The organism is Victivallis sp. Marseille-Q1083 (assembly GCF_903645315.1).
Classification (GTDB): Bacteria; Verrucomicrobiota; Lentisphaeria; order Victivallales; family Victivallaceae; genus UMGS1518.
On sequence record NZ_CAHJXL010000001.1, the window covers coordinates 3,793,196 to 3,819,879 of the forward strand.

Consider the following 26,684-nt stretch of genomic DNA (forward strand, 5'->3'; position numbering starts at 1 on the left):
TTCAGAAGATTCGGAAGTTTTTATTTTCAGAGTCGGATATTGTCGTTTTTTTGCAAATTGAGCATATTCCCCCTTTCCCCCGTTGTTGTTCGGCGAGCCGGGGACAGCTCTCCAAGGTTTTATTCCCAAGCGATGATTTTCGCAGCGATCAAGCGGAGGAGTTCCTGATTTGGACAAGCACTTGAAAGAGCAACATAAATTTTTCTGGTATTCCGCCGAATAATGGCACCGATTTTCACCAGGTATAAGCGAATGCTGCCGCAGGTAGCCTCGGCAAATTGAGTTCCTGTCAACAACAATGCCCGAAACCGTTCCATGAGAATATAAGCCAAACTTGAAAGCAGAAGCCGGAATTGATTTGCCGCAAAGTCATGGCAGCTCGTCCGATCAGCGAAAAGATCCAGCTGCTGTTCCTTGATCCTATTATGAAAAAGTCAAGAGACTGACTCTTTCTTTGTTTGTATTTTTCCTGTTATTTGTTGTTATTTGCGAAACTCCGCCTCAAAGGGCAGAGGACTTCCATCTGTAAATATTTTTACAGTCTTCCAATTAAAGATTATCTTCTGGTTGCGGTTCGGGCAAAAATCGGACACTATTATTGACGACAACTCTTGAATGAATTCAAGGTTTCGCATTTTGCTGTTCCACTCTGAAATAGCACTCGCAAACTGTTTTACATGATCCCCTCGGATCAAGGAGCAAACGAACGACGTGCTAAAAAGAACCGAATTTCACAGTCACAGCAAACAGAATCTCCGAAACTACTTAAATCTTATTCACTTGCGGATACCATGTAATCACGTTCCTGGAGCCACACGGCCCGAAGCGCATAGAGCAATTTCTTGCCGATGATCGAAATAGCCCGTTGTGGACTGGCCCCCTTATGAAGCAAGGCTCCATATCTGGCCCGAATCTCCAGATTGTACGACACCGACCTCCACGCCGACTGGATCAGGATGGCATGCAGTTGCTTTTTCTTGCGATTCCCGGCGGATTTGACGGCCTCGTGTTCGCCGCTGCCGACCAACCTCGGTGCGAATCCCACATACGACCTCAGCGAATCCTTGTCTTCAAAGCGCAGCAAGCCCCACAATTCGGCCTGCAGCATCACCGCCGTATGAAACCCGACGCCAGGTATACTCTGTAGATGCTTCTGTACTTTGTCGCGCTTCAAACGCTTCAGACACCGCCGTTCATCGCGGATCACATGCAGTTTCTCTTCTCTGAGAAAACGCAGTTCCCGCAACATGCTCTGCAAGGCATAATCGTAACGCTTTGCCGCGTCCGCATACATCATTTTCAAAGAACTTCCAGACCAACTTCCAAACTTCAACCCCATGAAATTCAGGTGTCCTTTGATCCGGTTTTTGACCCTGGTTATATTGCCGGTCAGTTTCGTTTCACGTCTGACCAGGTTTCTCAATTCCAAATTATCTTCAGGCGGAATATAGATCCCTTCCAATGTCCGGTTCTCCAGTTCCCGCGCCAATTTTCGGCTGTCCACCGCATCGTTCTTGCGGTCGCGCTCCTTGCCGCTGGTCGGCACGTCCGCCGGGTTGATTACGATATTCTCAATCCCGAGCTCACACAATCGCCGGTGCGCCCAGAATCCGCTGAATCCTGCCTCGTAAACGCTCCGGTACTCGGCGCCCGGATAGTTCATCTTCAGATACTTCGCCAACATCTCAGGGCTCGGATTCATGCTGAACTTGTCCAGTTCACGGTGGCAATGCCGCAAATTCACCACCCAACTTTCCTTGTGCACATCAATTCCGACAAATATCACTTGACCTTCGAACGATACCGTGCTACATTTTCTCATGGCTGATGTCTCCTTTTGTGATGTTTTAACTGTCTGCATGACTCTGTCCGTCAGAGCCGATGTCTTATTTTACAGTATCACATCTTTGAGAATCAGCCTCTTTCATTTCATAACCGCTACCTCATTCCTTTTTACCATAGCAACTGTTTTCCATCTCACCTCGGGCGCAATAGACTTTTTCATAAAGATATTGTCCATCATCATCAAGATTGGTGACGATAAAACGATTATTCGGTCCGGGGGAGTTGAATTCCGCTTTGGCAATCACCCGGCGCGGGTATTTCCAAGTTCCTGCCGCATATTCGAACTGAGTAAACAGTTTTGCTTTTTCATGTGTTTCGTTGTAAAGTGCTTCCGCTTTCACTTGAAGATCTTTTGATAATTCCAGCAAACGTGGATTTTTCGCCAATCCGACAATATATTTGACCTCATTTTTATCACACCAGTTCAGCATTTTCTGCCGACAAAAGCCACTGTCTCCCCGGAAAATAATCTTAACCTTCGGCCATTTCTGCCGAAAGCGCTTTACCAGTAGCGAGAGAATCGCCCAGGCATGCTTGGCCGCATCAATTTTTGATGGACGCAAATAAGCCACAAGCAATTGATCCCCGCAGAAAACATACAACGGCAAAAAGCAATAGTGGTCATAATAGCCATGAAAAAAGCGATTTTCCTGCATCCCGTAAGTGAGGTCATCGGTAGCATCGAAATCAAGAATCAATTCTCGAGGCGGCGTGGAAAAACTTTCGATAAAGAATTCGACAAACAATCGGCTCAAATCTACGCAAGCACGACGATCGATTCCATTTTCGAATCGACATAAAGTGCTTGGAGTGGCGAGTTGACGATCACGACCGACAACAGTTTGAATCAGCGGATCAGTTCGCAATTCATGATGGTCATTGAGATCTTCATGGCCGGCAACCAAACCAAAAACTCGTTGACGAAGCATGCTCAGATAGGAATGCTCAACTTTTCCGGGCTGTCGAATATCAAAAGAATCCAGCAGGTTACCGGCGCGCCGGGTCAAACCGAGTTTGCGGTCGAATTCTTTCACAAAAAGCAACCCGCCGTCACTGCTGATATCTCCACCGGCGAAATTGAATTCAATTTTTCTGCTTTTCGGACCTTGAAAGACCGGAATCGAAACATTACATTTTGTCATTGGCAGACCTCGGCGTTATATTGTGATGTAAGATATTACAATATAATACGTTAGTCGAGAATCTGCCTCTTTGTTTTTGAAAATTTACGCAATATTCAGGCTAGAATTCGCCGTTGAATTCGACTTCCAGCCACATCCGGCGGTAGATTTTCGGGTATCCCTCGTAGGCGTCCAGGCTTCGCAAATGGCGATCCGTGATGAGGTAAAGCACGCCGTCGACGCTTTCGCCCTCCGCAAAGTCAATGTCGGCGTAAAGGCGCTCCGTCAGGCGGTAGTTCGGCAGTCGCGCCGCGCCCAGTGCTCGCGCGCCGGGACATCGTTTCTGCATGCGCACCGGCTCCATGTTGCTCCCGTAGGCAAGGTACAAAATCAGGCTGTTCATCGTGGCTCCGTGTTTCGCCGGCAGGGAAATCCCCGCCGGCATGATGTTTTGATCAAAATGCAACATACTTCCAGTCGGGCGGTGGAAGCGGATTTTTCTTGAGGTCGACGAATTCGACGTTGCGCGAAAAAAGGCATCGCGGAACCTGCGCGTCGGCAAAATCGCCGTCCTCGGTGGTCGCTACGATCAGGGCGTTGCCCGCGATCACCGTCGGTCCGGCGAGCCGGAATCCCCAGGTCTGCGGCTTCAAGCGCGCTTCTTCGTCGCAGACCAAGGTGTGGTTTTCACCCAGATCCACGCACTGGATCATCTCGTATCCGATCTGTTGGTAAAAAGCGTGCAGTTCGTTTTCGAGTTGGATTTCCTCCACCTTCTGTTCCATCGCGTTGATAAAAATCGCTCTCATTTGGCACCTTTTCGATTTGGTTTTCTGAACTGTCATACATTGCCATGAAAGTCCTTGAATAGCAAGCGCATATAAAACTATAATTCTTTTATTATCAAGGCTTTTCGATTATTCCATTGGTGTCGTTGTCCGTTGTCTGCAAATCGGCGTCCTCCAGCTCGTAATGGGCGAATCCGAGGACGGTCAGCCGTTGCAGGAAAAGTTGCGCCGCCTTTGCTGGATCGGCGGGAAGTTCGTACTTTTCCTGCCCGACAAAACTCAGCGTCTGGCGCATGAACGCCACCGGCTCCAGATGGCTGTTGAACGGGTTCTGCTTCATCGCTTCGACGATTTCAAACGCGGTCGCGCCGGTGAAAAACTCGCCGGTGCATTCGACGGGATTGCCTTCAAAATCGGTGTCGTGAATTCGGATTTTCATCATTCGCTCGCTCCTTACGTTGGGCGACGTTTGCGCACATTCGCGCCTGTCGCCGCGGTTAGCTTTTTTCTGATCCAGCGGGGGTTCTGCTCGATGCATAAAATCGAACGTTACCCCTTAACTTCGCAACCGTAGTCATATTTTTTATTACCATTGCGTGCGGTTGCCTCATAAAAAATCTGCGATTTTGGCGAGTTCGACTTCAACGGCGACTTGCTATCCAAGTCAAGTCGTGCTCAGTCAAAACCGCGAGATTTATTCCAACTTTATTGTCAAACAGCGGCTTGCTTGTCAGGCAAGCCATGCTCACTGCAGAGCGGGCTTTCGCCCGCCCGCCTGCGTTCCTTTTTTACTCCGGTCTGCCGTTCTTCCAAGCGGCGCTTCCCGGCATCCGTTTCAAAAGGTGCATCCGCACGTTTTTGAACTCGTCGCCGATCATCCCGAGGCGCAGGAGGAACACCCGCGTGTCGTACTTGGCGCTTGCCTCGTTGTAAGGGCGCTGGTTTTTCGTGCTCGCCGCGCGCGCGGTTTTGGCGAGCGCCGCAATCCCGAGGCAAAGGGCGATGTGCGCCTTGACCTCGCCAGCGTGCGTCGTGCCGTTGAAAAGGCGGAACTCCACCGTGCCGGTGCGCCACACGTTGTTGAGGTTGATTGCACGGTAGCGGGCGCTGTCATAATGGCTCGGGTTCGGGTTTTCGTAACCGAATCACGCGCGGTTCAGCGCTTCGCGGCTTTGCGGTTTCGCCGCTTCGAGGCGCTCGATGAAACTGCGGTTTGTCCGGCGGGTGTAGTTGTTGATCCGGCGCTGAAGCGTTCCGGCGGCTTTCAAAATCAGCTCTTCCTACTTGTAAAAAATCCGCGCGAGGTTCGCGATCTGGCGGGCGGAAAATTCGCTGACTCCGACGTGGACGTGCTGGCTGGTGCATTCCGGTGTTTTTGCGCCCGCTTTGCGAAGCTCGCGCACCACTGCTTGGAGGGTTTCGAGGTCTTCCCATTTCAGGATCGGCGTCACCACTTCGGCGCTGGTCGCGCAGCTTCCGAGGCTACCGTCGGAAACCGCTTTCCATTCGCGCCCGTCGGGTGCGAAAACCCTCCAAGTGTCGTAAGCGCCGCCGGTGTACCGGACGCTTCCGCCGACCACGCTGTGGATCGCTTTTGCCGCGCGCTCGCGGGAAATTCCGGTGTACTCCAATTCCGTCCCGAAGGAAAGTTCCTTCGCCGTCGCCATCGTGTTGTTGCTCATTGTTGCCTCCGTTGTTAGGTCTGAGCTTTTTTCGTCGTCCCGCGCAGTTCCAAGCTCCGCACTTCGTACTATTCATAACTTACCATGGAAAGCATTTATAGCGAGTAATTTATGCAAGATAAGCCGATAATAAACATTGATAATAAAGACGTTGCATGCTTAATTTTCGGCATGTCTCCGATATGGAATTATGCAAGCGAAATCCATGAAAATATCAAAAAAAGATAATTGGCATTCTCCCGCAGAGAGGTAATAAAAATATGCCCACATTTGCGCACTAAGCCCCCAACGTTCGCTGATCTAGGGGCGGTCTGAACCGCCCTGATGCTGAGTAAAAATAAAAGCCCGGCAAAGGGCGATTGTGCGCGATTGTTGAGGGGATGACGTTGCATGAATACATCTTTTCATTGATAAGTATAGCCGAAAACAACACAACCTTTCAACAAAAAACTTGACTATTTACAAAAACACGTTACATTATTGACATGTTGGACCGACATACGGTGCTACTTTTCAGTGAAGTGAGGTATTTTATGATAATCAAACGGGATCAATATCTGCAAAAACTTATTAATCGCCAATGGAATGGTCTTATCAAGGTCATTACCGGAATTCGTCGTTGTGGCAAGTCTTACCTTTTGCGTAATATTTTCAAAGAATATCTTTTGTCCCAAGGGGTAAAACCAGAACAGATTATTCATTTGGAACTAGATTTGACCAGCAATATTCGTTACCGCAATCCGCTTGAGCTGGCGCAGTATGTTCATGATCGCATTGACGGGAAAAACGAAAAGTTTTATCTCTTTATTGATGAAATTCAGATGTCCGAACCGGTAAAAAATCCATACCTTCCTGATGGCAAGAAAATAACATTCTATGATACCTTGAATGATTTTAAAGCAATGCAAAACCTTGATGTCTATGTCACTGGCAGCAATTCAAAGATGCTTTCCACTGACATTCTTACCGAATTTCGTGGTCGTGGTGATGAAATCAGGATTCATCCGCTTTCCTTTGCTGAATTTTATTCTGCAATCGGTGGCGATAAACAGGAAGCATTCAAACAATATGCTTATTATGGCGGAATGCCGCTGGTTCTCATGCAAAAGGATGATGGGGAAAAATCAGCATATCTGACTTCGCTTTTTTCAGAGGTTTATTTGAAGGATATTATTGAGCGTAAAAAGATTGAATACCCGGATGAACTGTCGCAAATTTTAGATTTGCTCTGTTCGTCTATCGGATCGCTTTCTAATCCCTCTAAAATCGCCGATACCATTCGTTCGAGAAAAGGGGTAAAAGTCTCTGCAAATACATTAAAGAGTTACTTGGAATATCTGAAAGATGCGTTTTTGTTCTGCGAGTGCAAGCGTTATGATGTAAAGGGAAAAGCATACTTTGAATACCCCATGAAATATTATTGTGAGGATATTGGGTTACGCAATGCCAGAACTGGTTTTCGCCAAATGGAAATGACTCACATCGTGGAAAATATGATCTGTTCGGAATTACGGCAGAGAGATTTTAATATTGATGTCGGCATCGTCTACAAAAATGGAAAAAGTAAAAACGGATCCAATATAAAAATTTCGCGTGAAATCGACTTTATAGCATCAAAAGGTAATAGAAAATTTTATATTCAGTCTGCCTTTGCGATGCCAGATGAAGAAAAAAGGGTAACCGAATTAAAACCATTTTCGTTAACTGGAGATTCATTTCCGAAAATAGTTGTTCGTCAGGATATCGGAAATCCATGGTATGATGACAGTGGTTTTTTGAATATTGGGCTGATTGATTTTCTACTCGATACATCCTATCTGAATTGAAATTGGATCTATGACAAAAAAAGCGCCCGGCAAAGGGCGTTTGTGCGCGATTGCCGGGCTATGCGTTATTCGGGAACTTCGACGGCCACGTCCTTGATCGACAACTCGGTCAGCTTTTTCTGAAGCGCGTCATACGACTTCTTGGCGGCGGCTTTAAGCTGTACTGCCTGTTCGTGCGTGATTTTTCCGTCGGTCACCATAGCGTCGATTTTCTGTTCGACGAGGGTTGCGCCGCCTGCGGTGTAGGCGATGTCGAGCACCGTGCCTACGGTTTTGTGGATCGCGGCGACCTTTTCCTGCGTGAAGTAACTGCATCCGCACATGGTTCCCATGCCGAGGGCAAAGGCGATGAGGAGAGCAAAAACGGCGGTGATTTTCTGGGTTTTCGTGGTCATAAAAATTCCTTTGTTTTGAGTTAGAGACCGAAGAATGACACGGAAAACGATTTGTTGTCCGACCAATTCGGCGCTCTGATTTTGGTGGCTTCGGCTTTGACAGCGCCTACCGTTGTGCCGTTATTGCGCTTGAGTGATTTTTTTTCGTTCGGCTCGTAGAATTCGCGGTAGACGATATTCTGAGCACATCCGGCGGTGAGCAAAAAAAACACCACCCCGATTGCGGGGATGAGCCGCTTATACATCCTGAATCTCCTTCTTTTTCCGGCATACGGCACAGTCGCATGGGGCAATCCAACCAGACCAGCCAAAGTGTTGGCAGACATTCCCGAAGCGGCGCGCCTGATTCATCACGATCCAACGGCGCGGATTGTACCATCCGAACTGCGTCTTGGCGACGCGGTAGCCGTTGCGTTTGAAGCGGTCGTTGGAGGCGGTAAACTTTTCTTTGCTCTGATCGCTTTCGTGCTACTCAATGTCGTGGATGAACGCAATGACCGCGAGGCTCGGATGCAGTACGAAAATGGCGTTTCTCAGCCATTCGGGGAAAGCGTCCGGTCCGATGCCGTTGTAGATGGAGCAGAGTTCCTGCATATTGTATTTTGCGATGATTTCACGGTTTTCTAGCTGAAACTCCTCAGCAAGACGCTTCAGCTCTAAAATCTCTTTGAGTCGATTCATGAATTGATTACTCCAAGGTGAATTTGGGATCGATATAGAGGAATCCCGCCTGCGAATACCAGTTGAAATGGATTTTTACATCGATGGCGGCGGTCGTGTGGATGGTGACCGGGATTGTTAGCACGTACTGGGTCAAGCCGGAATCGTTGTTCCACGTGCTGACGGTATCCGGCGACCAACTGCCGTCGGTGGAGCTGTAATACACATCCGCGCCGTCGCCGTTGGGGACGGATAACTGCACAATCAGTTTTTTGTACAGCTCAGTTAAGTCGCTCAGATTTTTGGCGGCGGCGTAGATTTTCAACGTCTTGACACCGGTTGCCGTTGGGGTGATTTGAATTCCCTTGAACGGCGCACGTCCCAGCGACAAATCGGTGGTGGCGTTATAGCTGTTATTCCAGATTTTCAAACTCGCCGGTGCTCCGCCGGTGCGATAAACATTCCACGTGTCGCAGATGCAGTTTTCGGTGCGGTGGACGAAATGCCCATCATCAGTTTCGCTTCCGCAAATGATGCCGTAGGCGTTGTTGGTGGAGCTCGAACTGATAGTATTACTGCGAAGCGGCGCATTGGAAGCGTCAACATACAAAAAACAGTAATCGGAATAGCTGGACGCGACTCCAATATCGTTGACATCACACCGCCGCAGGCTGCGGCGTTTTCTTTGCCCAGCGTCAACTGGCGGACTCGCACGGTCGAATTGTCTTTGACATAGATAGCGTACCCCGGATACCACGTCGCCACGGAATCCAAATCCGCAACCATGCCACAACAGCGCACCGAACCCTTAAACCGGCTGTTTGCCATTTGCAAATTGCTTCCATAAAAGGCGCCGCCGCGCGGATGGTTGACAGTAATATTGTCCGCCAGCACACTCTCCGCGCCGCCGTAATAACTGGAAAAATTCAGCTCCAAAGCGGCGTAGTAATTCAGATTTGAGCTGCTTTTCAAAGTGCTGTAATACATGCCGTTGCCGGAGGAGTCCAAGCCGTTGGTTTCCGCCATTTGAATGGTCACATTCTGAATGACTTTCTCGTAACCCGGAACACTGTTGCCGCTTCCCGCCATTCCGCCGGAGGAACTGCCGCTGAAGCTGAACACGCGACCGGCACTCTCAATCAGCCAGCATTCCGGCAGATTTACAGTGATATTTTCCACGCGAAATTCATCGGCATTGGCGCAACTCATCAGGGGCGACGCCACGGATAATTTAGCCGGAGCGCTTCCGAGCTGACGCACGGTTTCAACCCGGATATTGCGCATGCACACATGGCTGTAGCCGGAACCGGAAAAAAGTTGCGGCAGATATTCATAAGTGCCATTCAAAAGCAGATTGAAGGTGATGTTTTCAAACGAGGCAAACATCCCGCTCCCCGAATTCGACATTTGAAGCGGAACACCCACGGAGCCGCTTGGACCGCCGGAACCGTATTGCGAAGTCGTCACAAAGACCTGCACATTGCTGACGGCGACATAATTTGCCGTTTCGAGGTAAACGCTGTGGATACTGCCGGAACCGTAGCCGCCCGAATTGGCAACATGGTTGATGATGGTGTTTTTCAAACTGAACACCCGTGCCGATTTGACATGCACAAAGGCGCGGCTGTAACTGGTGGTCACCGGTGTAGTATAGCTGGACAATTCAAGATTGACGCCCTTTGCGCCGAATTTACAGTGGTCAACCGAAATCGCGCCAATATTCGTTGTATTGGTGAACGCAAATACCGGTTGAGTTGCCATGGTTGCATCCCGAAAAAGGTAGATGAGGTTCAAGGCAAAGTTCTTGATGTTCGGCAACGAGAGATACTCACTGGAGGTCACCGCTTTGACATTGGCATATTCGGCACTGTCAGCGCCCCATGCGCTCTGCCCCGCCGACGGCATCAGTTTATAAAAATGGTCAGTCGCCTTGGGCATGCCGATGAAGAGTAAATTTGCTACCGAGCAAGTTCCCACCGGCAATGTCACCGCTGAAGTTTCCGCCGTGCGTCGGATCAGATAGCAGGTGTTTTCCGCCAACGCCGAAGATGTTGCCGGCAGAGTTTTCAGCGCTTTCGCCGGCGTTGTGCCATTGCCGGCAGTGGCAATCGACGGGTCGACGTAAACCACATTAAAATCAATATTGGAAAAGTACATATCACTCCTTAACTGAAAATTTGATACTGAGTTTCGGCATTGATTGGCGAGGCGATTTCAGCAGGCGGAATTTGGGTCAGTCCGTCACCGGATGAGCCTCCTGAAATGGAGCTGGAAGACTCCAGTTGATCCGAGAATACTGCATAACTGGTGGCTTCCACAGCAATGCCACTTCCTCCTGAAACGCTTCCCCATACCAATGCGCCGTTTTTAACGGTTAAGACTTCTCCCTCCGCGCCCATCGGAATCGACCGGATCACGCCGTTGATGGTATAAAGCACAGCGGGCCGGGTCGATAGCGGTATGGATTCGGCATCAAACGGACTGGAGGCAACTTGAATGCGTGAACCGTTGTGATCGACATAGATTTCACGCTGGTCGGTTACCACAATAAATTGTCCGTTTGACACCGAGGTGCTGGAGAGTTGAGCCTTCGTCCCGATTTTAGGTCTGAAGACTGCCATGAATGATCCTTACCCCAAGGTTTGCCAGGTCAATGCGGCGGCGACAGCGGCTTCGGTTGCCAGCGTCGAAACGCTGGGCGTTGCCGCGAGCGTTGCGCCGCCAATCTTTTTGCCACTGGCGGAGGCGTCGCCGGTGGCGCTTGCCACAATGATTTGTGCGCTCGCAGAGGCGGCAACCTTTGCCATTTTGCCGTTCGCCGTTGTCTGGGCGGTGTTGGCGGCAGTTTGTGCAGTGCTTGCCGCAGTTCCGGCATTGGTGGCCTTGGTGTCAATGGCACTGGTCACGGCACTTACAGCTTTGGTTGTCAGGACATCGGTATCCAGATTGGTGAGCGTCGTCACAATTTTCTTATCGATACGCACGGCGTTGCCGGTCGCATCGCCGGTCAGAAGAGTTCCGGCAGTACCGGCAACTTTACTCATCTTGGATGAAATATAGATTCGGCAATTAACATACGTGCAATATTTGCTTGATGGTGTATATTATCATCATGGAAACTCAAGATGCCCGAAAACTCGATAAGGTCGCTCTTGAAGAGCGGCGCAAGCAGGCCGTGAGATTGTATCAAAGCGGCAAATGTAATAATTGTACAGAAATCGGAAAAATCGTCGGAGCGCACCGCAACACGGTGGGCAAGTGGATAAGCAGGTGGAAAAAAAGCGGCTTGCCTGCTTTGAAAGTAAAGAAATGCGGTCGTCCAGTCGGCTTTGGACGCCGTCTGCTTCCGCATGAAGAGAGTAAGATACGGAAAGATTTGGTCGATCATTGTCCGGATCAGTTAAGATTGCCATTTGCGCTCTGGACTCGTCAGGTGGTACGGTTGCACATCAAAATTTCCTTTGGAATCGAAATACCAGTCCGAACCATGGGGGAGTACTTGAAACGCTGGGGATTTACGCCGCAAAAACCAGTTAAGAAAGCTTATCAGCGCAATGAGGCGCACGTTCAAAAATGGCTGATTGAGGAGTATCCCCGAATCAAAAAGCTGGCAAAATCAGAAGATGCGGATATCTTTTGGGGGATGAAACAGGAATTCGCAATGACGAGGCCAAGGGCCGCAGTTATGCACCGAAAGGCAACACCCCGGTGCAAGCAGTCAATCCGGTACGCGAACAAGTTAATATGATCAGCGCGATTACCAACCAGGGGAAAACTCATTTCATGTTTTACAGCGAAACGATGACGGCTCAACTCCTGATCCAATTCATGGAACGTCTGATTCGTCAAAATGAGCGGAAAGTGTATTTGATTCTGGATAACCTGCAGGTTCACCACAGCAAAACGTTGACTGGTTTTCTGCAGGAAAACGCGGCTTTCATCAAGTTATTTTTCTTGCCGAGCTACAGTCCCGACCTGAACCCGGATGAATATCTCAACCGCGACTTGAAATCAAATCTGAGCAACAAGCCCTTGGGGCGCGCCAAAGGAAAAATAACCGAACATGCCAAGCAACATATGGAAATGATAGCTGAACAGCCGGAACGAATCAAGAAATTATTCCATTCCAAGACTGTTTTATATGCAAGTTAGTTAGTTGCCGGTACAATATTGGGTAAATATCATGCCGTTTGTATTTAAAAAATCACACAAATGTTTGTTCCCGGTCACCGGACAGGAGGGCGTTTTTATCCGGTGGAGATGAAAAAGAACGCCAATCACGGACAAGGACGCGGCAAAGCTCTTTTCCAAGCCGGGGAGGCCGGGGAACATACCGGCGCCGGTGCGCTCCGGCCGGATATGAAAGGATGCAAATGCCTTTCCCTGAAAAACGGAAATTCAAAGCATCCGCATTTGAAACGGAAGATGCGCTGAAAGTCAGGCTTCAGCATTGCCGACGCTTTTTCCCGGCCTGTCTGTCGGGCTATGGCTTGTCTCCGCTCCCGTTTCCCGAGGCTTCACTGTGCGCCGGGGGCGTGATGCCGGCCGGATCGGATTTGCAGTAATGGTCGATGATCGCCTGCAGGGTACGCAGCGTGATCGGTTTCAGCAGGATATCCTGGAATTCCTCCGGTTTCTCCCCGACGATCTGCGAGTCCGCCGTTACTGCAATCACCGGAATTCCGGCGGCGCCCGGCGCCGCGTGGATTTTCTGCGCCAGCTCGTCTCCGTTCATTCCGGGCATCCAGAGGTCGGTCAGTACCAGGTCGAATTCACAATCCCGGGCCAGCAGCGCCAACGCTTCTTCACCGGACGTCGCCAATACGCATGCCGCCGGTACTTTGCGCAGCATCGCCTGCAGCACCTTCAGATTCATCACCACATCGTCGACCAGCAGTATCCGGACTCGATCAGCTCCGGTGAACTGCCCGTCCGCGGGGGAAACCGCAGGCGCAGCCGTTTCGCCTTTTTCATAGCGGATGCCGGCCAACCGGATCGTAAACGTGCTGCCCTTCTGAGGAACACTGGTCAGGTCGATGGCGCCGTTCATCTTTTTTACCAGCCGTAAAGAAATCGCCAGTCCGAGGCCGGTGCCTTCGTAAACCTGATTGCCGCGGGTGGCGTAGCTCTGGACAAACGGATTGAAAATCGCCTTCTGGTCTTCCTCGGAAATCCCGATCCCGGTGTCGGAGACCTGAATGATGAGTTCTCCGTTTTCCGCGCCGTCCGGAACAAACACCACCTTTACGCCGACCTCTCCGCGATGGGTGAATTTCACCGCGTTGCCGATCAGATTGAGCAGCACCTGACGCAGGCGCAGGGCATCCACATAGAGAACCGGGGGCAACTCGGTGCTGCTGACGTTCAGGGCGATGTCCTTCTCCTTCGCCTTGAGCCGGAACACCGCGGTCATCTCCGCCAGCAACGCCGCCACATCGGTTTTGCCGGGAATGACATTCAACTGGTCGGCTTCCAGCTTGGAAAGATCCAGCACGTCGTTGATCAGGTTCAGCAGCGCGGTTCCGGCATAGTTGATCGACTGCAAATATTCCAGTTGTTCCTCCGGAGCGACGACTTCGGTCTGCAGGAGTTCGGAAAATCCGATCACCGCATTCAACGGGGTCCGCAGCTCGTGGCTGATCGTCGCCAGGAAGAAGCTTTTGGCGCGGTTGGCGTTCTCCGCGTCTTTCAGCGCTTCGGCCAGCTTCCGCTGGATTTTATTGAATTCGGTGGTTTCCACCAGCGTCGCCAGCACATTGACCAGCTTGCCGTCGACGATGATCGGATAGGCGGTCATCTGGTAGTCGCGGCCGTGCAGTTGCATATTTTTGGCATGCTCCCGACGATCGGCGCAGCAGAGCAGGATCGGGCAATCCGGCAGCGTTTTCGGCTGGCCGCAGATGGTCAGCGAAAACGGCTGTGAATACATTTCCTCCTCGGTGGCGCCGGTCAACTCGAATGTGGCGTTGTTGACCCGGACCAGGTTGTTTTCGGCATCGAACAGCATGACCGGGATTTTCATTTTGTCGAACAGCAAAAGTTTTTCCATTTCACTGCTGCGCAGCTGTTCGCGGGTGCGGCGGCGCTCCAGGATAATCTGCACAATGTGCGCGATCGAGGTCAGGAGATTCCGTTCATGCGGATTCAACACCCGAACCTCGCCCCGAAAAGCGATGCCGATATACCCCCACAGCCGGTTATCCAGCCGGATTCCGGCGTCAACCAGTGAAGTCACTTTCGCCTGCCGCATGTATTGCGCCCACTCCGGGCCGATCGCGTCCCATTCCGCCGGATTGAAATTCGTCTTTTCATAAATCCGTTCGTTTTCCAATTCCCGGCGCCGTCCCGCTTCATCGGCCAGCCCGACTTCCGGAAGCTCCATCTCCGCTCCGGGAATCTGGTATTTCGCCGCCGGAACCGGCCGATTCGTTCCGTCGTTGAAGCGGAAAACACAGGCGCAGAACGCATTCAGCGAAGTGACGGCTTCCGCCAGCACCAGTTTCAACGCTTCTTCTTCGTCCGCTTCGGCGGAAAACCGCTCAAAAATACCGTTGAGCATACGTTCTTCTTCAGCATAAGACCGGACATCTTCCAACAGCTTCCGCATCTGAAGCTCCTGCTGCTTCTCCTCCTGAATGTCGCGGATGATGCCGAGAAATTCCGGCCGGCTCCCCGCGTCCGGCGTATATCGCTTCACGCGCATTTCATAATACCGGCAATCACTGCCGGCTCCCGCCCGGTAGCAGAGTTTGATTTCGTCGGTTTCCCGTCTCTTCAAAGACTGCCAGGCGGCATTGAATTCATCCTGGTCTTCGGGGACGATCCAGTCGCGCATCGGCAGCCATTTTCCGGCAGCGTCTTTCCCCCAATAATCCGCGAGAAGGCTGTGGTGAAGCGGCCGGCCGTCGGAATCGGCCTGGAAATACCCCATATGCACCATATCCGCCGCATGGCGCAGAAAAGCGTTTTGCGTGTCGATGTAGTCGCGTTTTTCATACTCGGCGGTCACGTCGCGAAAAATCAGCACGCCGCCGGTGATTTCCTGTTTCTGGTTGCGGATCGGGGATGCGCAGTCGGCGATATGCCGCCGGGAACCGTCCCGGGCGATCAGGTCGGTATGGTTGGCCAGTTCCCGGACTTCACCGGTGCGCAGAGCTTCCGTCAGGGGAGACGTCACTTTGCCGCCGTCGATATAGCTGACGATATTGAAAATCCCATCGAGTTTCTTTCCCCGCGCCTCGTCCAGGGAATAACCGGTCAACATGCCGGCGACCGGATTCATGAATGTCACATGTTCCTCCACATCGGTGGCGATTACGCCGTCGCCGATGGACTCCAGTGTAATGCGGAGCTCTTCGGCGATTCTCCTGACTTCCAGATGCGCTTCGTGGAGCTCGGTATTGTTGCTGCCGATCTTCAGGAACGTATCTTTGCCGAACGGGTTTCCGGACGGCAGCGGCAGCACTTCGACGTGTCTGAACTGGTTGTTCCATTCGTAATCGAATTCCACATGCCGGTTCGAATCACGGGCTTCGCGAATTGCTTCCTGCAGCCGCTTTTCCGCGGATTCCGGCCAGGCGATATCGCAATCCGAATTTTTTTTGATCTCATTCGCATACAGTTGCGTTCCGGAACCATCGTAAACCGCGATGCGCAACGGCAGATTTTCAAAAAGCGTCACCATCTTGCGCTGGGAAATGCGGCGGTAAAGCAGAAAGAGGACTCCGCCCGACAAAAGGATGAAGACGATGGCCCCGCTCCACAAAACCTCATTGCGATACCGGGTGAGAAAATCGGGAGGAATATTCACGAGTTCAACGTCTCCGGGCAAAGCGGTTTTCCGAATGCCGTGCCGTTCCAATGCTCCGTAATCGAGCATTTTGTGGGATTTGCCGGTTTGAAACGGAATATCGGAGGCGCGTTCTCCGTTCAGCAGCCTGATCGCCATCAGTGCGGCCATACGGCTGTCTTCGCGGCCGATGCTCATTACGCCGCCGTCGACTCCCATTCGCATATAGCTATCCAGCCGCCCCAGGATCAGGCCGGGAAAGACTTCCTTTATCTGCTTCATGATGGTTCCGGCAGTCCCCGCCGCCCCGTCTTTGGAAGAACTCCACGCATGGTAGATCAGAATGGAATCCGGCGGCAGAGCCGCCACTTTTTCCAGCATTTCCCCGGTGCTGAACTCGGAACCGCTGATGATCAGCGTTTTTTCCCGCAGATCTTCCGGCAGGTTGCGGAATGCCTCCAGCTGCCGCCTGCCGCTGGCGGAAGCTTCGAGCAGAACCGCGAATTGCCGGGTATTAGGCAGGAGCCGGGCGCCGAACTCGATATTGCCGAATTTCCTGATTTGGCCGAGCAGCCCGGTGACATTCATTCTCTGCTGAATATCCGCCGGAAGCGCGCCGTTATAGCGCAGCAGCAGCAGCGGCACATCCTTTTGCAGCTTGAGTTTTCCGTCGATAAACAGATCGCCGGCGTCATTGTTGGTGGCCACAACCAGATCGTACCGGCCGGAATCAAGCCGGGCCTGCAGAGCCCGGATATCTTCGGCAACCGGCTTCACTCCGGGCTGGTAGCGGACTCCCAATTGGAAGATTTCATAGTTGACCATCCGGCCCGCGTTGCTCAAGGTCTGCCGGAAAGTATGCGACAGCTCACTCACCCACGGATCGGCAAACGAATAGCTGTCGATCATCAGTACTCCCCGCGCCCGCTCCGCGGACAAGGTAAGTGTGAAGAAAAATAAGACCGCCAATATGGCCGGCAACCGGGGAATCTGTCTGGACCTTGTCATTTGTGTACGACCTTTCCGATCATTGGTTCATGGGGAATGGCGGGAAGTGGAGTCCGACGGCCTGCCGGATTCCATGTCCGGAGTAGAAATGCATAAAAAAATCGCAGGCGTTTCCGGATTTGCGGTTCCGCTTCAAAGCGAAACGGGGCAGGCAATGGAGAAAAGATTGGTGAACATGGTAACGGGAAAGTCTGCGGCTGATCGATGAATTTTTCCGTCGTGTTGCGATTATTGCAACAATGCCGCATGAACCTTCCTCATTATGATAGCCCGGGCTTCGTCCGGAGGTATTCCTCCGGATTGAAGCATTGTTTAATATACAGTCCGAATTGCGCCGGGTCAAGCGGCGCACCGCTGAACTTACGGATTGCCGTCAGACGCGCCGGGCGTAAATTCAACTTTTTCCGCTCACATGAAAATCATTCATAAAGCAGAAAAACACCCGGTTCCAGTTCCATGTATTCGACCAGGGGAAGCGATTTGATTCGCCGCGAATCATTCGAGCAGAGCGCCAAGGCGGTTTCAGCTCCCCGGCGTCCGATTTCGTGCAGACTGTACCGGCGTATGACAATGCTGGAATCCACGTCCGGGCCGTTGCCGGCCACCAAACTCCGCGACGGAAAGGTCTGCACATATTTGAACACATTTTCGGTTTCAATGGCGCACACGCTGTCGATGTGAAGCTTGCGCCGGCCGGAGTCTTTCAGCAACAAGTCTTTGATGGAGTTGATGAAAGGAATGTAGTGACAAGCCCAGACTCCCTCCGTGTCCTTATCTTCAAATGGAGCAAGCAGATCCGGCAACGCCGCCGACCAGACGGGCATTTCCCGGATATTTTCCGGCAAGACGCCGTTGTTCAGCAGTGTCTCGCGGTAGCCGCGCGCCATTTCCCGGTTCATCAAAGTGGTGTGGGAAACCATAATGATGCTGAATTTACGGCATCCCAGGGCCAGTTGGCGCAAAGCGGCTTGCCGTCCCGTTTCGTAATCATGGAAGCGGAGCTGATAAAATCCGGGAAGATCGGTTCCGCCGTACATCGTGACGACCGGCGGATGCTCCGGATATTTGGCGACCAGCTCCTGAATATGCCGGGTCGTATACGGCTGCTCATGCAAATGCAGGGAAGGAATATAGAGAATGGCGTCGACATGCTGGTACAGCATTTGCTCGAAAGCTTCCGCCTCCGCCTCGAAAGTGCTCTCGCACGGCTGGATGGAAAGACATTTGCCATGTTGCTTGAGTACTTTGGAAAGGCCGAAAAGCACCGGTTCGGTGAGCATGGGAAAACAGTGTCCGATCACGAAGCCGATGCAGCCGGAATTTTTAGAATGCAGGGCTTTGGCATGATAATTGACCTGAAAATTCACTTCCTCCGCTTTGGCGCGGATCCGGTCATAAGTGGCGCGGCTGACGTGCGCCTCCGCCTGCGGGTAATTCAACACGCGGGAAACGGCGGCATGGGAAACACCGCATAATTTTGCAAATTCACGAATATTCATCGCGCCGGGTTCTCCTGATACGACATAACTCTCCTCCCTTATATTATATTCCACAGATTTCCTGAAATCAACTCCTTTCTTTGGTATTTCGGCACAAACCATCAGCAAATCACAGGAATGAGGAAAAAATAAAAGAAATTATTGTACCGGCAACTAACTAACTTGCATATAAAACAGTCTTGGAATGGAATAATTTCTTGATTCGTTTCGGCTGTTCAGCTATCATTTCCATATGTTGCTTGGCATGTTCGGTTATTTTTCCTTTGGCGCGCCCCAAGGGCTTGTTGCTCAGATTTGATTTCAAGTCGCGGTTGAGATATTCATCCGGGTTCAGGTCGGGACTGTAGCTCGGCAAGAAAAATAACTTGATGAAAGCCGCGTTTTCCTGCAGAAAACCAGTCAACGTTTTGCTGTGGTGAACCTGCAGGTTATCCAGAATCAAATACACTTTCCGCTCATTTTGACGAATCAGACGTTCCATGAATTGGATCAGGAGTTGAGCCGTCATCGTTTCGCTGTAAAACATGAAATGAGTTTTCCCCTGGTTGGTAATCGCGCTGATCATATTAACTTGTTCGCGTACCGGATTGACTGCTTGCACCGGGGTGTTGCCTTTCGGTGCATAACTGCGGCCCTTGGCCTCGTCATTGCGAATTCCTGTTTCATCCCCCAAAAGATATCCGCATCTTCTGATTTTGCCAGCTTTTTGATTCGGGGATACTCCTCAATCAGCCATTTTTGAACGTGCGCCTCATTGCGCTGATAAGCTTTCTTAACTGGTTTTTGCGGCGTAAATCCCCAGCGTTTCAAGTACTCCCCCATGGTTCGGACTGGTATTTCGATTCCAAAGGAAATTTTGATGTGCAACCGTACCGCCTGACGAGTCCAGAGCGCAAATGGCAATCTTAACTGATCCGGACAATGATCGACCAAATCTTTCCGTATCTTACTCTCTTCATGCGGAAGCAGACGGCGTCCAAAACCGACTGGACGACCGCATTTCTTTACTTTCAAAGCAGGCAAGCCGCTTTTTTTCCACCTGCTTATCCACTTGCCCACCGTGTTGCGGTGCGCTCCGACGATTTTTCCGATTTCTGTACAATTATTACATTTGCCGCTTTGATACAATCTCACGGCCTGCTTGCGCCGCTCTTCAAGAGCGACCTTATCGAGTTTTCGGGCATCTTGAGGTTCCATGATGATAATATACACCCTCAAGTAAATATTGCACGTATGTTAATTGCCGAATCTATACAGTTATGTTGCGTGTTGGACAAATGAAAACGGAAATTTAACAATCGAGGTGTACTATGTTGGCAGTCGTGAAAACGCCCCATACTGAGATTTCGATTAATGGCGACGGGGCCGTCAGTATCTCAAAAAACAGTTTTCCGTGGAGATTCTGTGCGCGGACGAGGACGACGAACGTCTGGTAAACGTCCGGGACACGGATTACTGGAAAACGCAGGTTACTCCCGGCTCTCTGCTTATGGGTTTCCGGCTCAAGCATGATCTGACACAGAGCGATTTAGCGGAACGTTCCGGTATTTCGCAGGTTATGATCAGCGACTACGAGACTGGAAAGCGCAAGTTGACTATGAAAGCCGCGACAAAATTTGGCACGGCGTTGGGCGAAACTCCGGAAAAGTTTTTCCCGTAATCTGCTCGATTAAATCATGAATCTGCCTAATTTCTTATGCGAGGTAGGCAGATTCATTTTTTTGTGCAAAACACATCCCTCAGCACCGTCAACGGTGCTTTGATCACCGTTTTCGGCTTAATGCAGTAGGGATTGAAGTCGGCGGATTTCGCCGGTTTACTCTTCTTGGGGTTGCGGACTAAATTCACCACCAGCGCCATCAGACTTGCGGTCTGCTCCCACTCGAACCTGCCGCGCGCCTCCGCTAACGCGGCAAGCTCCCGGAGCGTCAGGGGATCGGGATTGACTCCGGCGATTCCGGCGAGTTCGAGGATGATTTCGTCAATGCTTCGAGCGCATCGTCGATTTTGCCGTCCAGTGCCGGGTCGTCCAGCAACGCTGTCAGCGCCTGTTTACCTTTCGCTTCGAAGCGCCGGGTAGCCGCCAGAATCTTTTGAAATACCCGACGCTTCACTTCGGGGAAAAAATCAATGATCTCGTCCAGCAGAGCGGAAGTCGCCAATTCAATCGCATCGCCTGCCATCGCCCGCCCGAACTCTTCGTCGGAGACATTTTTGGCGTCGGCCTCCGATTTGCACACGGCGTAAAGCACATCGACCAGCAGGACGGGATCGCTGGCAAGCCGTTCCAGCAGATCGACCTTGGGCGTTTTGCCCGGTTCCAGCGTGATGATGTTGGCGAGATCCACACCGCATAGGGCGCGCACCCGCTTGATTGTCCCGACATTGACATTGATAATCCAGGCGCGCCCGGTGTTGTCAGTAAATGACTTCATCTTTTCCTCCAAATTTTATTTCCACTGCGGGGCGCGGGTGGAGGCGGTGGGTTTCACTGTAACGTTCACGCTCAACGCCTCTTCCAAAGGCTGTTCAATCGAAAATCCGGTGATCGACCAGTCGGCATCCAAGCGCCGCCCGCGCCGTCCGTCACAAAGAGCGACAGCGCGGTATTGCCGAAATACGCCGCCTGAAACGCCTGAAAATCGGCATCCTCCGTGTCGTAAAGAATCGCAAATTCAAGCGATGCTTCTTTCAATGCCGCCACGGAAGCACGCCAGCCTTTGGTCGCCCGCGTGGTGACATCGGCTTCGCCCGACTCAAGATTCAAGGTCAAATCTTTGACGTTTTTGACCTCCGTCGCGCCGGTCGTCCCGGCGGTTCCGCGCAGAAGTTTGGCATCCAAGCCAAGTACAATTGCCATAGATAAAATCTCCAATTTTATGAGGTTTGGGGTTTGAGGTTTGGGGTTTTGGGGTTGAGCCGTGAGATAATGCAATTCAAACTTCATTGCTCACATCTCAAACCTGTGGTTCATCGAACTGATTTTTCCCATAAGGATGGGAGTTTGCTTGCCGTCCGTTCCAAAGTCGGCGCCATCGGCGGGCGTTTGGGGTAGCGGCGTTTGCGGTATTTGCCGCCGAATTCGTGTGCGGTCATCGCCGTGCCGATCATGGACGCCGCTGGACCAATCACCACCGACTGCCGTTTTTTCTCCACTCCGAAGAGAAGCGAGTTTTTCAACAAGCCGCGCCGGGTATTGGGTGGAGCGCCGGGAGCGGAGGCATGTTCGGAAGTGGAAACTTGGTTGCGCGCCGCTTTGCGGATATAGGCTCCGGCACGGCAGAGAGCCGTGTTGTTTCCGCGCTGAACCGCGAGCAGAATCCAGCGTTCGGCGAATTCAATCCGGCACTTCATTTGATCTTCTTGAAGGTCAACTCAATAACGCTGGTGAATTGGTTCCGCTCGCGCAGATGATCGGCACTGTAAATGGGGTTGTAGGCAACCACCAGACACGTCGCGTCCAAAATTTTCTGGTTCAGAAAATCCAGCCCCAGTTTCTCGGTGAAGCGCAGGAGTTCCGTCAAATCATCTTCGGTTGCCCGTTTCAAAATGCCGATCTGCACCTTCAACAGCTCCTCGTGATTGGCACGGGAAAGTGTCTTGTACTCCGTTGACAACGGCACCACCACCACTCTCATCTCCTCCAGATCGCGCAGTTCAAATTCTGGTGCAAACTGGACTTCCGCCTGATATTCAGCGAGTTGATCGGCAACGGCTTCCGCTATCTTCAAAACTTCACTCATCTGTGTTACCTCCGTATCAATGCAATCACAATATTTCCGATGGCGGCTAAAAGTGCAATCAACGCCGCGCCCTACGCCGACATCATCGTTTTTTGCATATCAGCGGCGGGTTTACAGGGTGGATGGTGATGCTCACTTGCCTTGAAATGCATATTCAGCATCCCGCGCAATTCTGCAATATCAAGACGTGCCTGATTGAGGTTGTCCCAGATGTCGCGATGATCGGGATTATCTCCATTTGCCATCAAATATCTCCCATCTCTTTTGTATGAACACGACGTGTCCAGTGATATGTCCCGCATCAGCGCCAAACCGATTCGCCGTTGGGGGCGAGCACCTCGTAACGGACACCGTCATAGATGACGGCATCTCCGCGTTCGGGATTGTTTTGCAGTTCCGAACCGGCGATCAGGAAATCACGGCTTTCGGTGCGAATTGTGACTCCATATTCATTTTCTGCCCGGAACAATGTTTTTCCACGCGTCACATTGACCTTGATTCTTTCGCCGCTCCGACGCACATAGAGGGCGGGAACGGAAAGCTCCTGCAAACGCTGGTACTCCAACCATTCCGATGCCTGTTTCAGGGGTCCCATTATTGCTCCGCAAGAATGCCGTAAGACCGAAGTGCCGTCAGAATTTCATTGAGTTTACTGCTGAGTGACGCAACGGCATCGCGCGTGCCCAAATCGGTCAATGCCGGAATGATGTTGGAAGGCAGAGCTGCCGGAATTGTCCACAATATTGGGAATCATTCCCACCGCCGGCGTGGAAGAAGAGCCCCCCGACGCAATCGGCGCATTCAAAAGCACACGCACCGATTCATCCCCCGCCTCCACATCGGCAATCGCTTTACCGAGATAATGATTGGACGCAGAAAACAGCGTCGCTTGTTTTGCTCCGGCATCCCAGTAAAGCGTCGAACCGGACGGGATCGCCCCGGCAGCTTTGACCACATCAAACACACCGACCACAGCAAGACTACCGAGCGTTCCCGCTTCGATGTCAAGTCTGGCAATGCCAACGAGATCGGCAAGGACAATCACATCGCCGGCGGCAACGGCTTCATTCGGGCGATAATCAATCGAATCGCCCTTCTGCACATATTTCGCGTACATCATAAAATTCTCCGAATTTTATAGGTTTGAGATTTGAGGTTTGGAAGATTTGGCGTGGAGTCGGAAGTTTTTCAAACCTCAAACCCCACATCTTCAAACCAAGACTCAGGCGGCGCCGTTGGCTTTGAGCATGCCGCGGTGATCCTGTTCGCGCACGCCGACGTCGAAATAGACGCGGAACCACATGCCGAGCACGTTGAAATCAAGGTCGCCGCGCTCCACGGTCGGGGTGCGCTTGCCTTTGAGATAGCCGATCTCAAACGTATCCACCTGTCCCGGCGCGCCAAAGAGATACCACGAATTGGCACTGGCGCCCGGATACGCGCTGTTGGCAAGATACGGGGAACTTACCACCTGCAAATTTTCGTCGGCAAGCACATTCACGGAGGGACGGACGGTGTTTTCGGTGCTGCCGGACATGATGAGCGTCGCGCCGCGCGTCAGCTCAATGGCGAGATACTTGAGCGAAGTCGGTACCACCAAGTAGCGCGGTTCCACACTGATCGGTTGATTGTCGCCGTCAATTTGGTCGAGATACATCTGAATCGCCTTTTTGAGGCTGTCGCCGGAGAGTGTGCTTGCGGCGCCGCCGAGCAGGTTCTTGTGGGCGTTGTGGAAAAGATTTTTCCCGTCCGCCTGAACCGGATTTGCCAAAAGGCGGCTGAAAAAGAGCTGGTCGATCAGCCGCGCCGCGCGGTTGCCCATGGCGACGGGGACTTTCATGAACGCGCCCAGATCGTCGTTGATGATCATGCGGCGGGTCAGGCAGAACTTTTTCCCATAGGTGTCGAGCTGATTTTTCGCGCCTTCTTCGATCAAGCCGCCGTCCTTGATTTCTCCGTCGGGGGCGACCGGCAGGAGGTCTCCGACATCGGTCAGGCGAAAGCGGTCATTCTCCTTAAAGTCATTCAAATCACCGGTGGAGCAGAGTTTCAATGCGGTAATCGGCTGTGCTTCGTAGCTTTGCAACAGCTTCTTGTTGTCGACGTTGGAGAGGATTCCGGGCAGGCTCACGGTCGAGAACGCCGCCTGAATCGCCGCATTGTCGAAGCTCCGGGGCACGCTCATTCCCTCAATGCACATACATTCAAGCATCAGGTTCTTGAGCGGCATATCCATGTCCGGCATCGCGGCTTCAAGAGTCTGTTCGCCGTAGGCTTTGAGCATCACATCTTCAGCAATGCCCGCACGCAAACACATAGCCGCCTCCAAAGTTTTGCGGGTGGCGGGAGCATCGGTTTTGACGACGATGTTGACATCGGCACTTGGTTGTTTGGCGCGGTAGGCGGCAAGGATGTGCTCCGACGCGGTGGCGGCATCCCAGCCATCGGTGATGGCTTTTGCCTCGACTTCGGGAAATTCGCCGTTGCAGAGCGTGTGGATTTTGAGCACGCGCTCCCGTTCGGACTGCATGGCGGCGTTCGCCGTGTCGGGGGCGGGAGCCGGCACTGCCGCAGTTGCCTGGACTTCCGGCGCGGCTTCGATTTTTGTTTCGGTTTCATTCATCTGAATCATTTCTCCTTTGAGTTGCCCCAAAAAGTTGCCACCCTCGCTCACGGAGCTCGGGTCTTTTTGCGTTGCAAAAAGCTTCGGGTACTTTTCGGGGACCCCGCTCTCCATCATTCCGTGCGGCTTTGCCGTACTCGTGACTTCGAGAGAGGTATTTTTGAGTTTAAATTGTGCGGTAACTTTCATCTGGGTGGAGGAATCCGCCCCGACTGCGACGACCGATACTTCCCGGAGCGTCGATTTTTTGATGTGGTAAAAGGGTCCGGCATGTTCGATGCCGTTGACCGGACGTTTGCCCTGCACCAGCTCGGCGTCTTCGACTTCCGCTCCGATGGAGAGTTGCCAGTCGGCACCGGCTTTCGCCTGTGCGACAATGCCGTCGGCTTTATCGCCCTCCGCGACGATTTCGCCGGAGATGGTGAGCTGGTTTTCCGCGACGGCGGCATGAACCAGACCGACCCGGCTGGAAGTGTGGTTTTCGTGATTGGTGAGCAACGGCACGCTTTCAGGGATGCTCATTCCGGCAAGGTCTACCACTACCGGATGCTTCCAGCCGGGGAGTTTCATTTTGCCGCCGGAATACGCCAGCCCGTTGACTTTCGGGCGGCTTCCCGCGGCTTCGATCAGGACAAATTCATTCATCTGATTCCTCTTTCTGTTGCGCCGGAGCAATTTGTGCTTCGGCGGGCGTGATGCCCAAGGTTTTCATCAATGCTTCTTCTTTGGCAATCTGTCGAAGCTCGCTTTCCCAGTCCTTGCCCTGCTTGGCGTACTCGACGGCAAGCGTCGTGGTGCGGTTGCGCAACCGTATTTCCTGCGCCGTTGCCTCCTTCTGCGGATCGACGTGCTCCACGCCGTCCCAGAACCAGGTGTGCGGGATTTCCAGCTCGTCGATTTCGATCGCTTTGGCAAGGCGGTATTCGCGGAGCCACGCCTGGAAAATCCGGTCAAGTACCGCGCCGGCGGTAAAGGATTGATCCACACGGATGCTTTTGTAATAAGTCTGGTGGTCAAGCCTGCCTGATGCGTAATTGTAGCCGCTCGAATTGCCGGCGGCGATGTTGTACGGCATGTTCAAACAACGGGCAATTTCATTTAAAATCTCGTGTTTGAACTCTGCGTAGGTCGTCGCCGGCTGTTTCGGGTCGAGCTGTCCCATCTTCCAGCCGCCCGGAATGGTGAGGAGCATGTTACGCTCCAGTTGGATGTGATCCAGAGGCTCCACAGAATCCGCTTCGCCGTTCGCCGGAGCGTCGGTGTAGAGGATGCCGGCAAAGTCCGCGGCGGCTTCGGCGGCGGCAAGTACCGCCAAGGTAAAGCGGCGAAGCTGGGCGAAGAGCGGTAGAGCCGGCGTGATTTCCGGGATGCCGCGGTGTTGTTCGGGGCGGTCGGCGCGGAAAATGTGAATCATATTCTCCGCCGGAATCTGCATGGTTTCATACCCGAACGAATCGCCGCCGGGGTGGTGTTTCAACACCCGATAGCCTGCCGGATTGCCGAAACGGTCAACGGTGATGCCGTCAATGCAGTTGGGATCGCTGTTGAATTGTTCGTCCGTAACCCGGTCGGCTTCGATCAACTGCAAATCCAGCTTCACCAAATCATACTTCAAATTCGGATTCTGCGCCAGAAGCACAAAACCTTCGCCGTCCTGACAGCGCGCCATGCGGAGCGTGCGGAGTTTTTCCGCCAGACGCACCAC

Annotated in this window: 33 protein-coding genes and 2 pseudogenes; 5 read left to right on the top strand and 30 right to left on the bottom strand. The window is 52.2% G+C overall.

Annotation, left to right across the window (positions count from 1 at the left end):
- Positions 1 to 119: 119 nt before the first annotated feature.
- From HWX74_RS15665 to HWX74_RS15700, 9 genes and pseudogenes are all read right to left on the bottom strand, one after another.
- A pseudogene (locus tag HWX74_RS15665) lies at positions 120 to 425 on the bottom strand (transposase); the annotation flags it as partial.
- A 347-nt stretch (positions 426 to 772) separates the two neighbouring features.
- Entirely contained in the window at positions 773 to 1,822 is a 1,050-nt protein-coding gene (locus HWX74_RS15670; RefSeq protein ID WP_176014431.1) for an IS110 family transposase, read from the bottom strand.
- 121 nt (positions 1,823 to 1,943) lie between these two features.
- Positions 1,944 to 2,987: an IS1380 family transposase gene (locus HWX74_RS15675; RefSeq protein WP_176014432.1), complete on the bottom strand. Its 1,044-nt coding sequence runs from the start codon at positions 2,985 to 2,987 to the stop codon at positions 1,944 to 1,946.
- A 100-nt stretch (positions 2,988 to 3,087) separates the two neighbouring features.
- Positions 3,088 to 3,432 (bottom strand): gamma-glutamylcyclotransferase family protein, encoded by a 345-nt coding sequence (locus HWX74_RS15680; protein ID WP_217704979.1) that lies wholly within the window; start codon positions 3,430 to 3,432, stop codon positions 3,088 to 3,090.
- The gene (locus HWX74_RS15685; RefSeq protein WP_176014434.1) at positions 3,422 to 3,775 is read right to left on the bottom strand and encodes a DUF3846 domain-containing protein; all 354 of its coding nucleotides are present in this window, start codon (positions 3,773 to 3,775) and stop codon (positions 3,422 to 3,424) included. The genes HWX74_RS15680 and HWX74_RS15685 overlap by 11 nt, the downstream gene beginning before the upstream one ends.
- 94 nt (positions 3,776 to 3,869) lie before the next feature.
- A complete protein-coding gene (locus HWX74_RS15690; RefSeq protein WP_176014435.1) occupies positions 3,870 to 4,196 on the bottom strand; it encodes a hypothetical protein in 327 nt (108 codons plus the stop codon).
- Positions 4,197 to 4,542: 346 nt separating this feature from the next.
- Positions 4,543 to 4,866, bottom strand: a pseudogene (locus HWX74_RS15695) (amidoligase family protein); the annotation flags it as partial.
- Positions 4,867 to 4,899: 33 nt separating this feature from the next.
- The gene (locus HWX74_RS20545; RefSeq protein ID WP_303048115.1) at positions 4,900 to 5,022 is read right to left on the bottom strand and encodes a hypothetical protein; all 123 of its coding nucleotides are present in this window, start codon (positions 5,020 to 5,022) and stop codon (positions 4,900 to 4,902) included.
- A gap of 12 nt (positions 5,023 to 5,034) precedes the next feature.
- Positions 5,035 to 5,436, bottom strand: a complete 402-nt coding sequence (locus tag HWX74_RS15700) for an amidoligase family protein (protein WP_176014436.1) — start codon at positions 5,434 to 5,436, stop codon at positions 5,035 to 5,037.
- A 533-nt stretch (positions 5,437 to 5,969) separates the two neighbouring features.
- On the opposite strand from HWX74_RS15700, the gene HWX74_RS15705 reads away from it, so the two are divergent.
- On the top strand, positions 5,970 to 7,262 hold the full coding sequence (locus HWX74_RS15705; protein WP_176014437.1) for an ATP-binding protein: 1,293 nt from the start codon (positions 5,970 to 5,972) through the stop codon (positions 7,260 to 7,262).
- Between the two features lie 65 nt (positions 7,263 to 7,327).
- On the opposite strand, the gene HWX74_RS15710 is transcribed toward HWX74_RS15705, so the two are convergent.
- The 7 genes from HWX74_RS15710 to HWX74_RS15740 form a co-directional block, all read right to left on the bottom strand.
- Positions 7,328 to 7,657 carry a hypothetical protein gene (locus tag HWX74_RS15710; RefSeq protein WP_176014438.1) on the bottom strand — a complete coding sequence of 110 codons (330 nt, stop codon included), beginning with the start codon at positions 7,655 to 7,657 and terminating at the stop codon, positions 7,328 to 7,330.
- Between the two features lie 20 nt (positions 7,658 to 7,677).
- The gene (locus HWX74_RS15715; protein ID WP_176014439.1) at positions 7,678 to 7,902 is read right to left on the bottom strand and encodes a hypothetical protein; all 225 of its coding nucleotides are present in this window, start codon (positions 7,900 to 7,902) and stop codon (positions 7,678 to 7,680) included.
- Positions 7,903 to 8,125: 223 nt separating this feature from the next.
- Positions 8,126 to 8,338, bottom strand: coding sequence for a hypothetical protein (locus HWX74_RS15720; protein WP_176014440.1), 213 nt, complete (start codon positions 8,336 to 8,338; stop codon positions 8,126 to 8,128).
- Between the two features lie 7 nt (positions 8,339 to 8,345).
- The gene (locus tag HWX74_RS15725) at positions 8,346 to 8,747 is read right to left on the bottom strand and encodes a hypothetical protein (RefSeq protein WP_176014441.1); all 402 of its coding nucleotides are present in this window, start codon (positions 8,745 to 8,747) and stop codon (positions 8,346 to 8,348) included.
- Positions 8,744 to 10,474, bottom strand: coding sequence for a hypothetical protein (locus HWX74_RS15730; protein WP_176014442.1), 1,731 nt, complete (start codon positions 10,472 to 10,474; stop codon positions 8,744 to 8,746). The genes HWX74_RS15725 and HWX74_RS15730 overlap by 4 nt, the downstream gene beginning before the upstream one ends.
- A gap of 8 nt (positions 10,475 to 10,482) precedes the next feature.
- Positions 10,483 to 10,938, bottom strand: a complete 456-nt coding sequence (locus HWX74_RS15735; protein WP_176014443.1) for a hypothetical protein — start codon at positions 10,936 to 10,938, stop codon at positions 10,483 to 10,485.
- 9 nt (positions 10,939 to 10,947) lie between these two features.
- Positions 10,948 to 11,361: a hypothetical protein gene (locus HWX74_RS15740; protein ID WP_176014444.1), complete on the bottom strand. Its 414-nt coding sequence runs from the start codon at positions 11,359 to 11,361 to the stop codon at positions 10,948 to 10,950.
- A 68-nt stretch (positions 11,362 to 11,429) separates the two neighbouring features.
- On the opposite strand from HWX74_RS15740, the gene HWX74_RS15745 reads away from it, so the two are divergent.
- Entirely contained in the window at positions 11,430 to 12,065 is a 636-nt protein-coding gene (locus HWX74_RS15745) for a winged helix-turn-helix domain-containing protein (protein ID WP_176014445.1), read from the top strand.
- The gene (locus HWX74_RS15750) at positions 11,954 to 12,469 is read left to right on the top strand and encodes an IS630 family transposase (protein WP_176014446.1); all 516 of its coding nucleotides are present in this window, start codon (positions 11,954 to 11,956) and stop codon (positions 12,467 to 12,469) included. The genes HWX74_RS15745 and HWX74_RS15750 overlap by 112 nt, the downstream gene beginning before the upstream one ends.
- A 331-nt stretch (positions 12,470 to 12,800) precedes the next feature.
- On the opposite strand, the gene HWX74_RS15755 is transcribed toward HWX74_RS15750, so the two are convergent.
- Positions 12,801 to 17,015 carry an ATP-binding protein gene (locus tag HWX74_RS15755; RefSeq protein WP_176014447.1) on the bottom strand — a complete coding sequence of 1,405 codons (4,215 nt, stop codon included), beginning with the start codon at positions 17,013 to 17,015 and terminating at the stop codon, positions 12,801 to 12,803.
- Positions 17,016 to 17,052: 37 nt separating this feature from the next.
- Between HWX74_RS15755 and HWX74_RS15760 the strand changes: the two genes are divergently transcribed.
- A complete protein-coding gene (locus HWX74_RS15760) occupies positions 17,053 to 17,322 on the top strand; it encodes a hypothetical protein (protein WP_176014448.1) in 270 nt (89 codons plus the stop codon).
- A gap of 211 nt (positions 17,323 to 17,533) precedes the next feature.
- Here HWX74_RS15760 and HWX74_RS15765 read toward each other — a convergent pair whose 3' ends face one another.
- The 3 genes from HWX74_RS15765 to HWX74_RS15775 form a co-directional block, all read right to left on the bottom strand.
- Positions 17,534 to 18,613 (bottom strand): LacI family DNA-binding transcriptional regulator, encoded by a 1,080-nt coding sequence (locus HWX74_RS15765; RefSeq protein ID WP_176014449.1) that lies wholly within the window; start codon positions 18,611 to 18,613, stop codon positions 17,534 to 17,536.
- A gap of 157 nt (positions 18,614 to 18,770) precedes the next feature.
- Positions 18,771 to 19,286: an IS630 family transposase gene (locus HWX74_RS15770; protein ID WP_176014450.1), complete on the bottom strand. Its 516-nt coding sequence runs from the start codon at positions 19,284 to 19,286 to the stop codon at positions 18,771 to 18,773.
- Positions 19,175 to 19,810 carry a winged helix-turn-helix domain-containing protein gene (locus tag HWX74_RS15775; RefSeq protein WP_176014451.1) on the bottom strand — a complete coding sequence of 212 codons (636 nt, stop codon included), beginning with the start codon at positions 19,808 to 19,810 and terminating at the stop codon, positions 19,175 to 19,177. Before HWX74_RS15775 ends, HWX74_RS15770 begins: the two co-directional genes overlap by 112 nt.
- Positions 19,811 to 20,102: 292 nt before the next feature.
- Between HWX74_RS15775 and HWX74_RS20740 the strand changes: the two genes are divergently transcribed.
- Positions 20,103 to 20,273 (top strand): helix-turn-helix domain-containing protein, encoded by a 171-nt coding sequence (locus HWX74_RS20740; RefSeq protein ID WP_368506833.1) that lies wholly within the window; start codon positions 20,103 to 20,105, stop codon positions 20,271 to 20,273.
- A 53-nt stretch (positions 20,274 to 20,326) separates the two neighbouring features.
- On the opposite strand, the gene HWX74_RS15785 is transcribed toward HWX74_RS20740, so the two are convergent.
- From HWX74_RS15785 to HWX74_RS15830, 10 genes are all read right to left on the bottom strand, one after another.
- Positions 20,327 to 20,473 (bottom strand): hypothetical protein, encoded by a 147-nt coding sequence (locus HWX74_RS15785; protein ID WP_176014453.1) that lies wholly within the window; start codon positions 20,471 to 20,473, stop codon positions 20,327 to 20,329.
- A 68-nt stretch (positions 20,474 to 20,541) separates the two neighbouring features.
- Positions 20,542 to 21,048 (bottom strand): hypothetical protein, encoded by a 507-nt coding sequence (locus HWX74_RS15790; protein ID WP_176014454.1) that lies wholly within the window; start codon positions 21,046 to 21,048, stop codon positions 20,542 to 20,544.
- Positions 21,049 to 21,119: 71 nt separating this feature from the next.
- Positions 21,120 to 21,560 (bottom strand): hypothetical protein, encoded by a 441-nt coding sequence (locus tag HWX74_RS15795; protein ID WP_176014455.1) that lies wholly within the window; start codon positions 21,558 to 21,560, stop codon positions 21,120 to 21,122.
- Between the two features lie 23 nt (positions 21,561 to 21,583).
- Positions 21,584 to 21,967: a hypothetical protein gene (locus HWX74_RS15800; protein ID WP_176014456.1), complete on the bottom strand. Its 384-nt coding sequence runs from the start codon at positions 21,965 to 21,967 to the stop codon at positions 21,584 to 21,586.
- A complete protein-coding gene (locus HWX74_RS15805; RefSeq protein ID WP_176014457.1) occupies positions 21,964 to 22,356 on the bottom strand; it encodes a hypothetical protein in 393 nt (130 codons plus the stop codon). Before HWX74_RS15805 ends, HWX74_RS15800 begins: the two co-directional genes overlap by 4 nt.
- Before the next feature lie 71 nt (positions 22,357 to 22,427).
- Positions 22,428 to 22,601 carry a hypothetical protein gene (locus tag HWX74_RS15810; protein WP_176014458.1) on the bottom strand — a complete coding sequence of 58 codons (174 nt, stop codon included), beginning with the start codon at positions 22,599 to 22,601 and terminating at the stop codon, positions 22,428 to 22,430.
- A 56-nt stretch (positions 22,602 to 22,657) separates the two neighbouring features.
- Positions 22,658 to 22,951 carry a hypothetical protein gene (locus HWX74_RS15815; RefSeq protein WP_176014459.1) on the bottom strand — a complete coding sequence of 98 codons (294 nt, stop codon included), beginning with the start codon at positions 22,949 to 22,951 and terminating at the stop codon, positions 22,658 to 22,660.
- 54 nt (positions 22,952 to 23,005) lie between these two features.
- Positions 23,006 to 23,476, bottom strand: a complete 471-nt coding sequence (locus tag HWX74_RS15820; protein WP_176014460.1) for a DUF2190 family protein — start codon at positions 23,474 to 23,476, stop codon at positions 23,006 to 23,008.
- Positions 23,477 to 23,578: 102 nt separating this feature from the next.
- Positions 23,579 to 25,624 carry a hypothetical protein gene (locus tag HWX74_RS15825; RefSeq protein WP_176014461.1) on the bottom strand — a complete coding sequence of 682 codons (2,046 nt, stop codon included), beginning with the start codon at positions 25,622 to 25,624 and terminating at the stop codon, positions 23,579 to 23,581.
- Complete coding sequence (locus HWX74_RS15830; protein ID WP_176014462.1) at positions 25,617 to 26,681, bottom strand: phage portal protein; 1,065 nt, start codon at positions 26,679 to 26,681, stop codon at positions 25,617 to 25,619. Before HWX74_RS15830 ends, HWX74_RS15825 begins: the two co-directional genes overlap by 8 nt.
- Positions 26,682 to 26,684 lie beyond the last annotated feature (3 nt).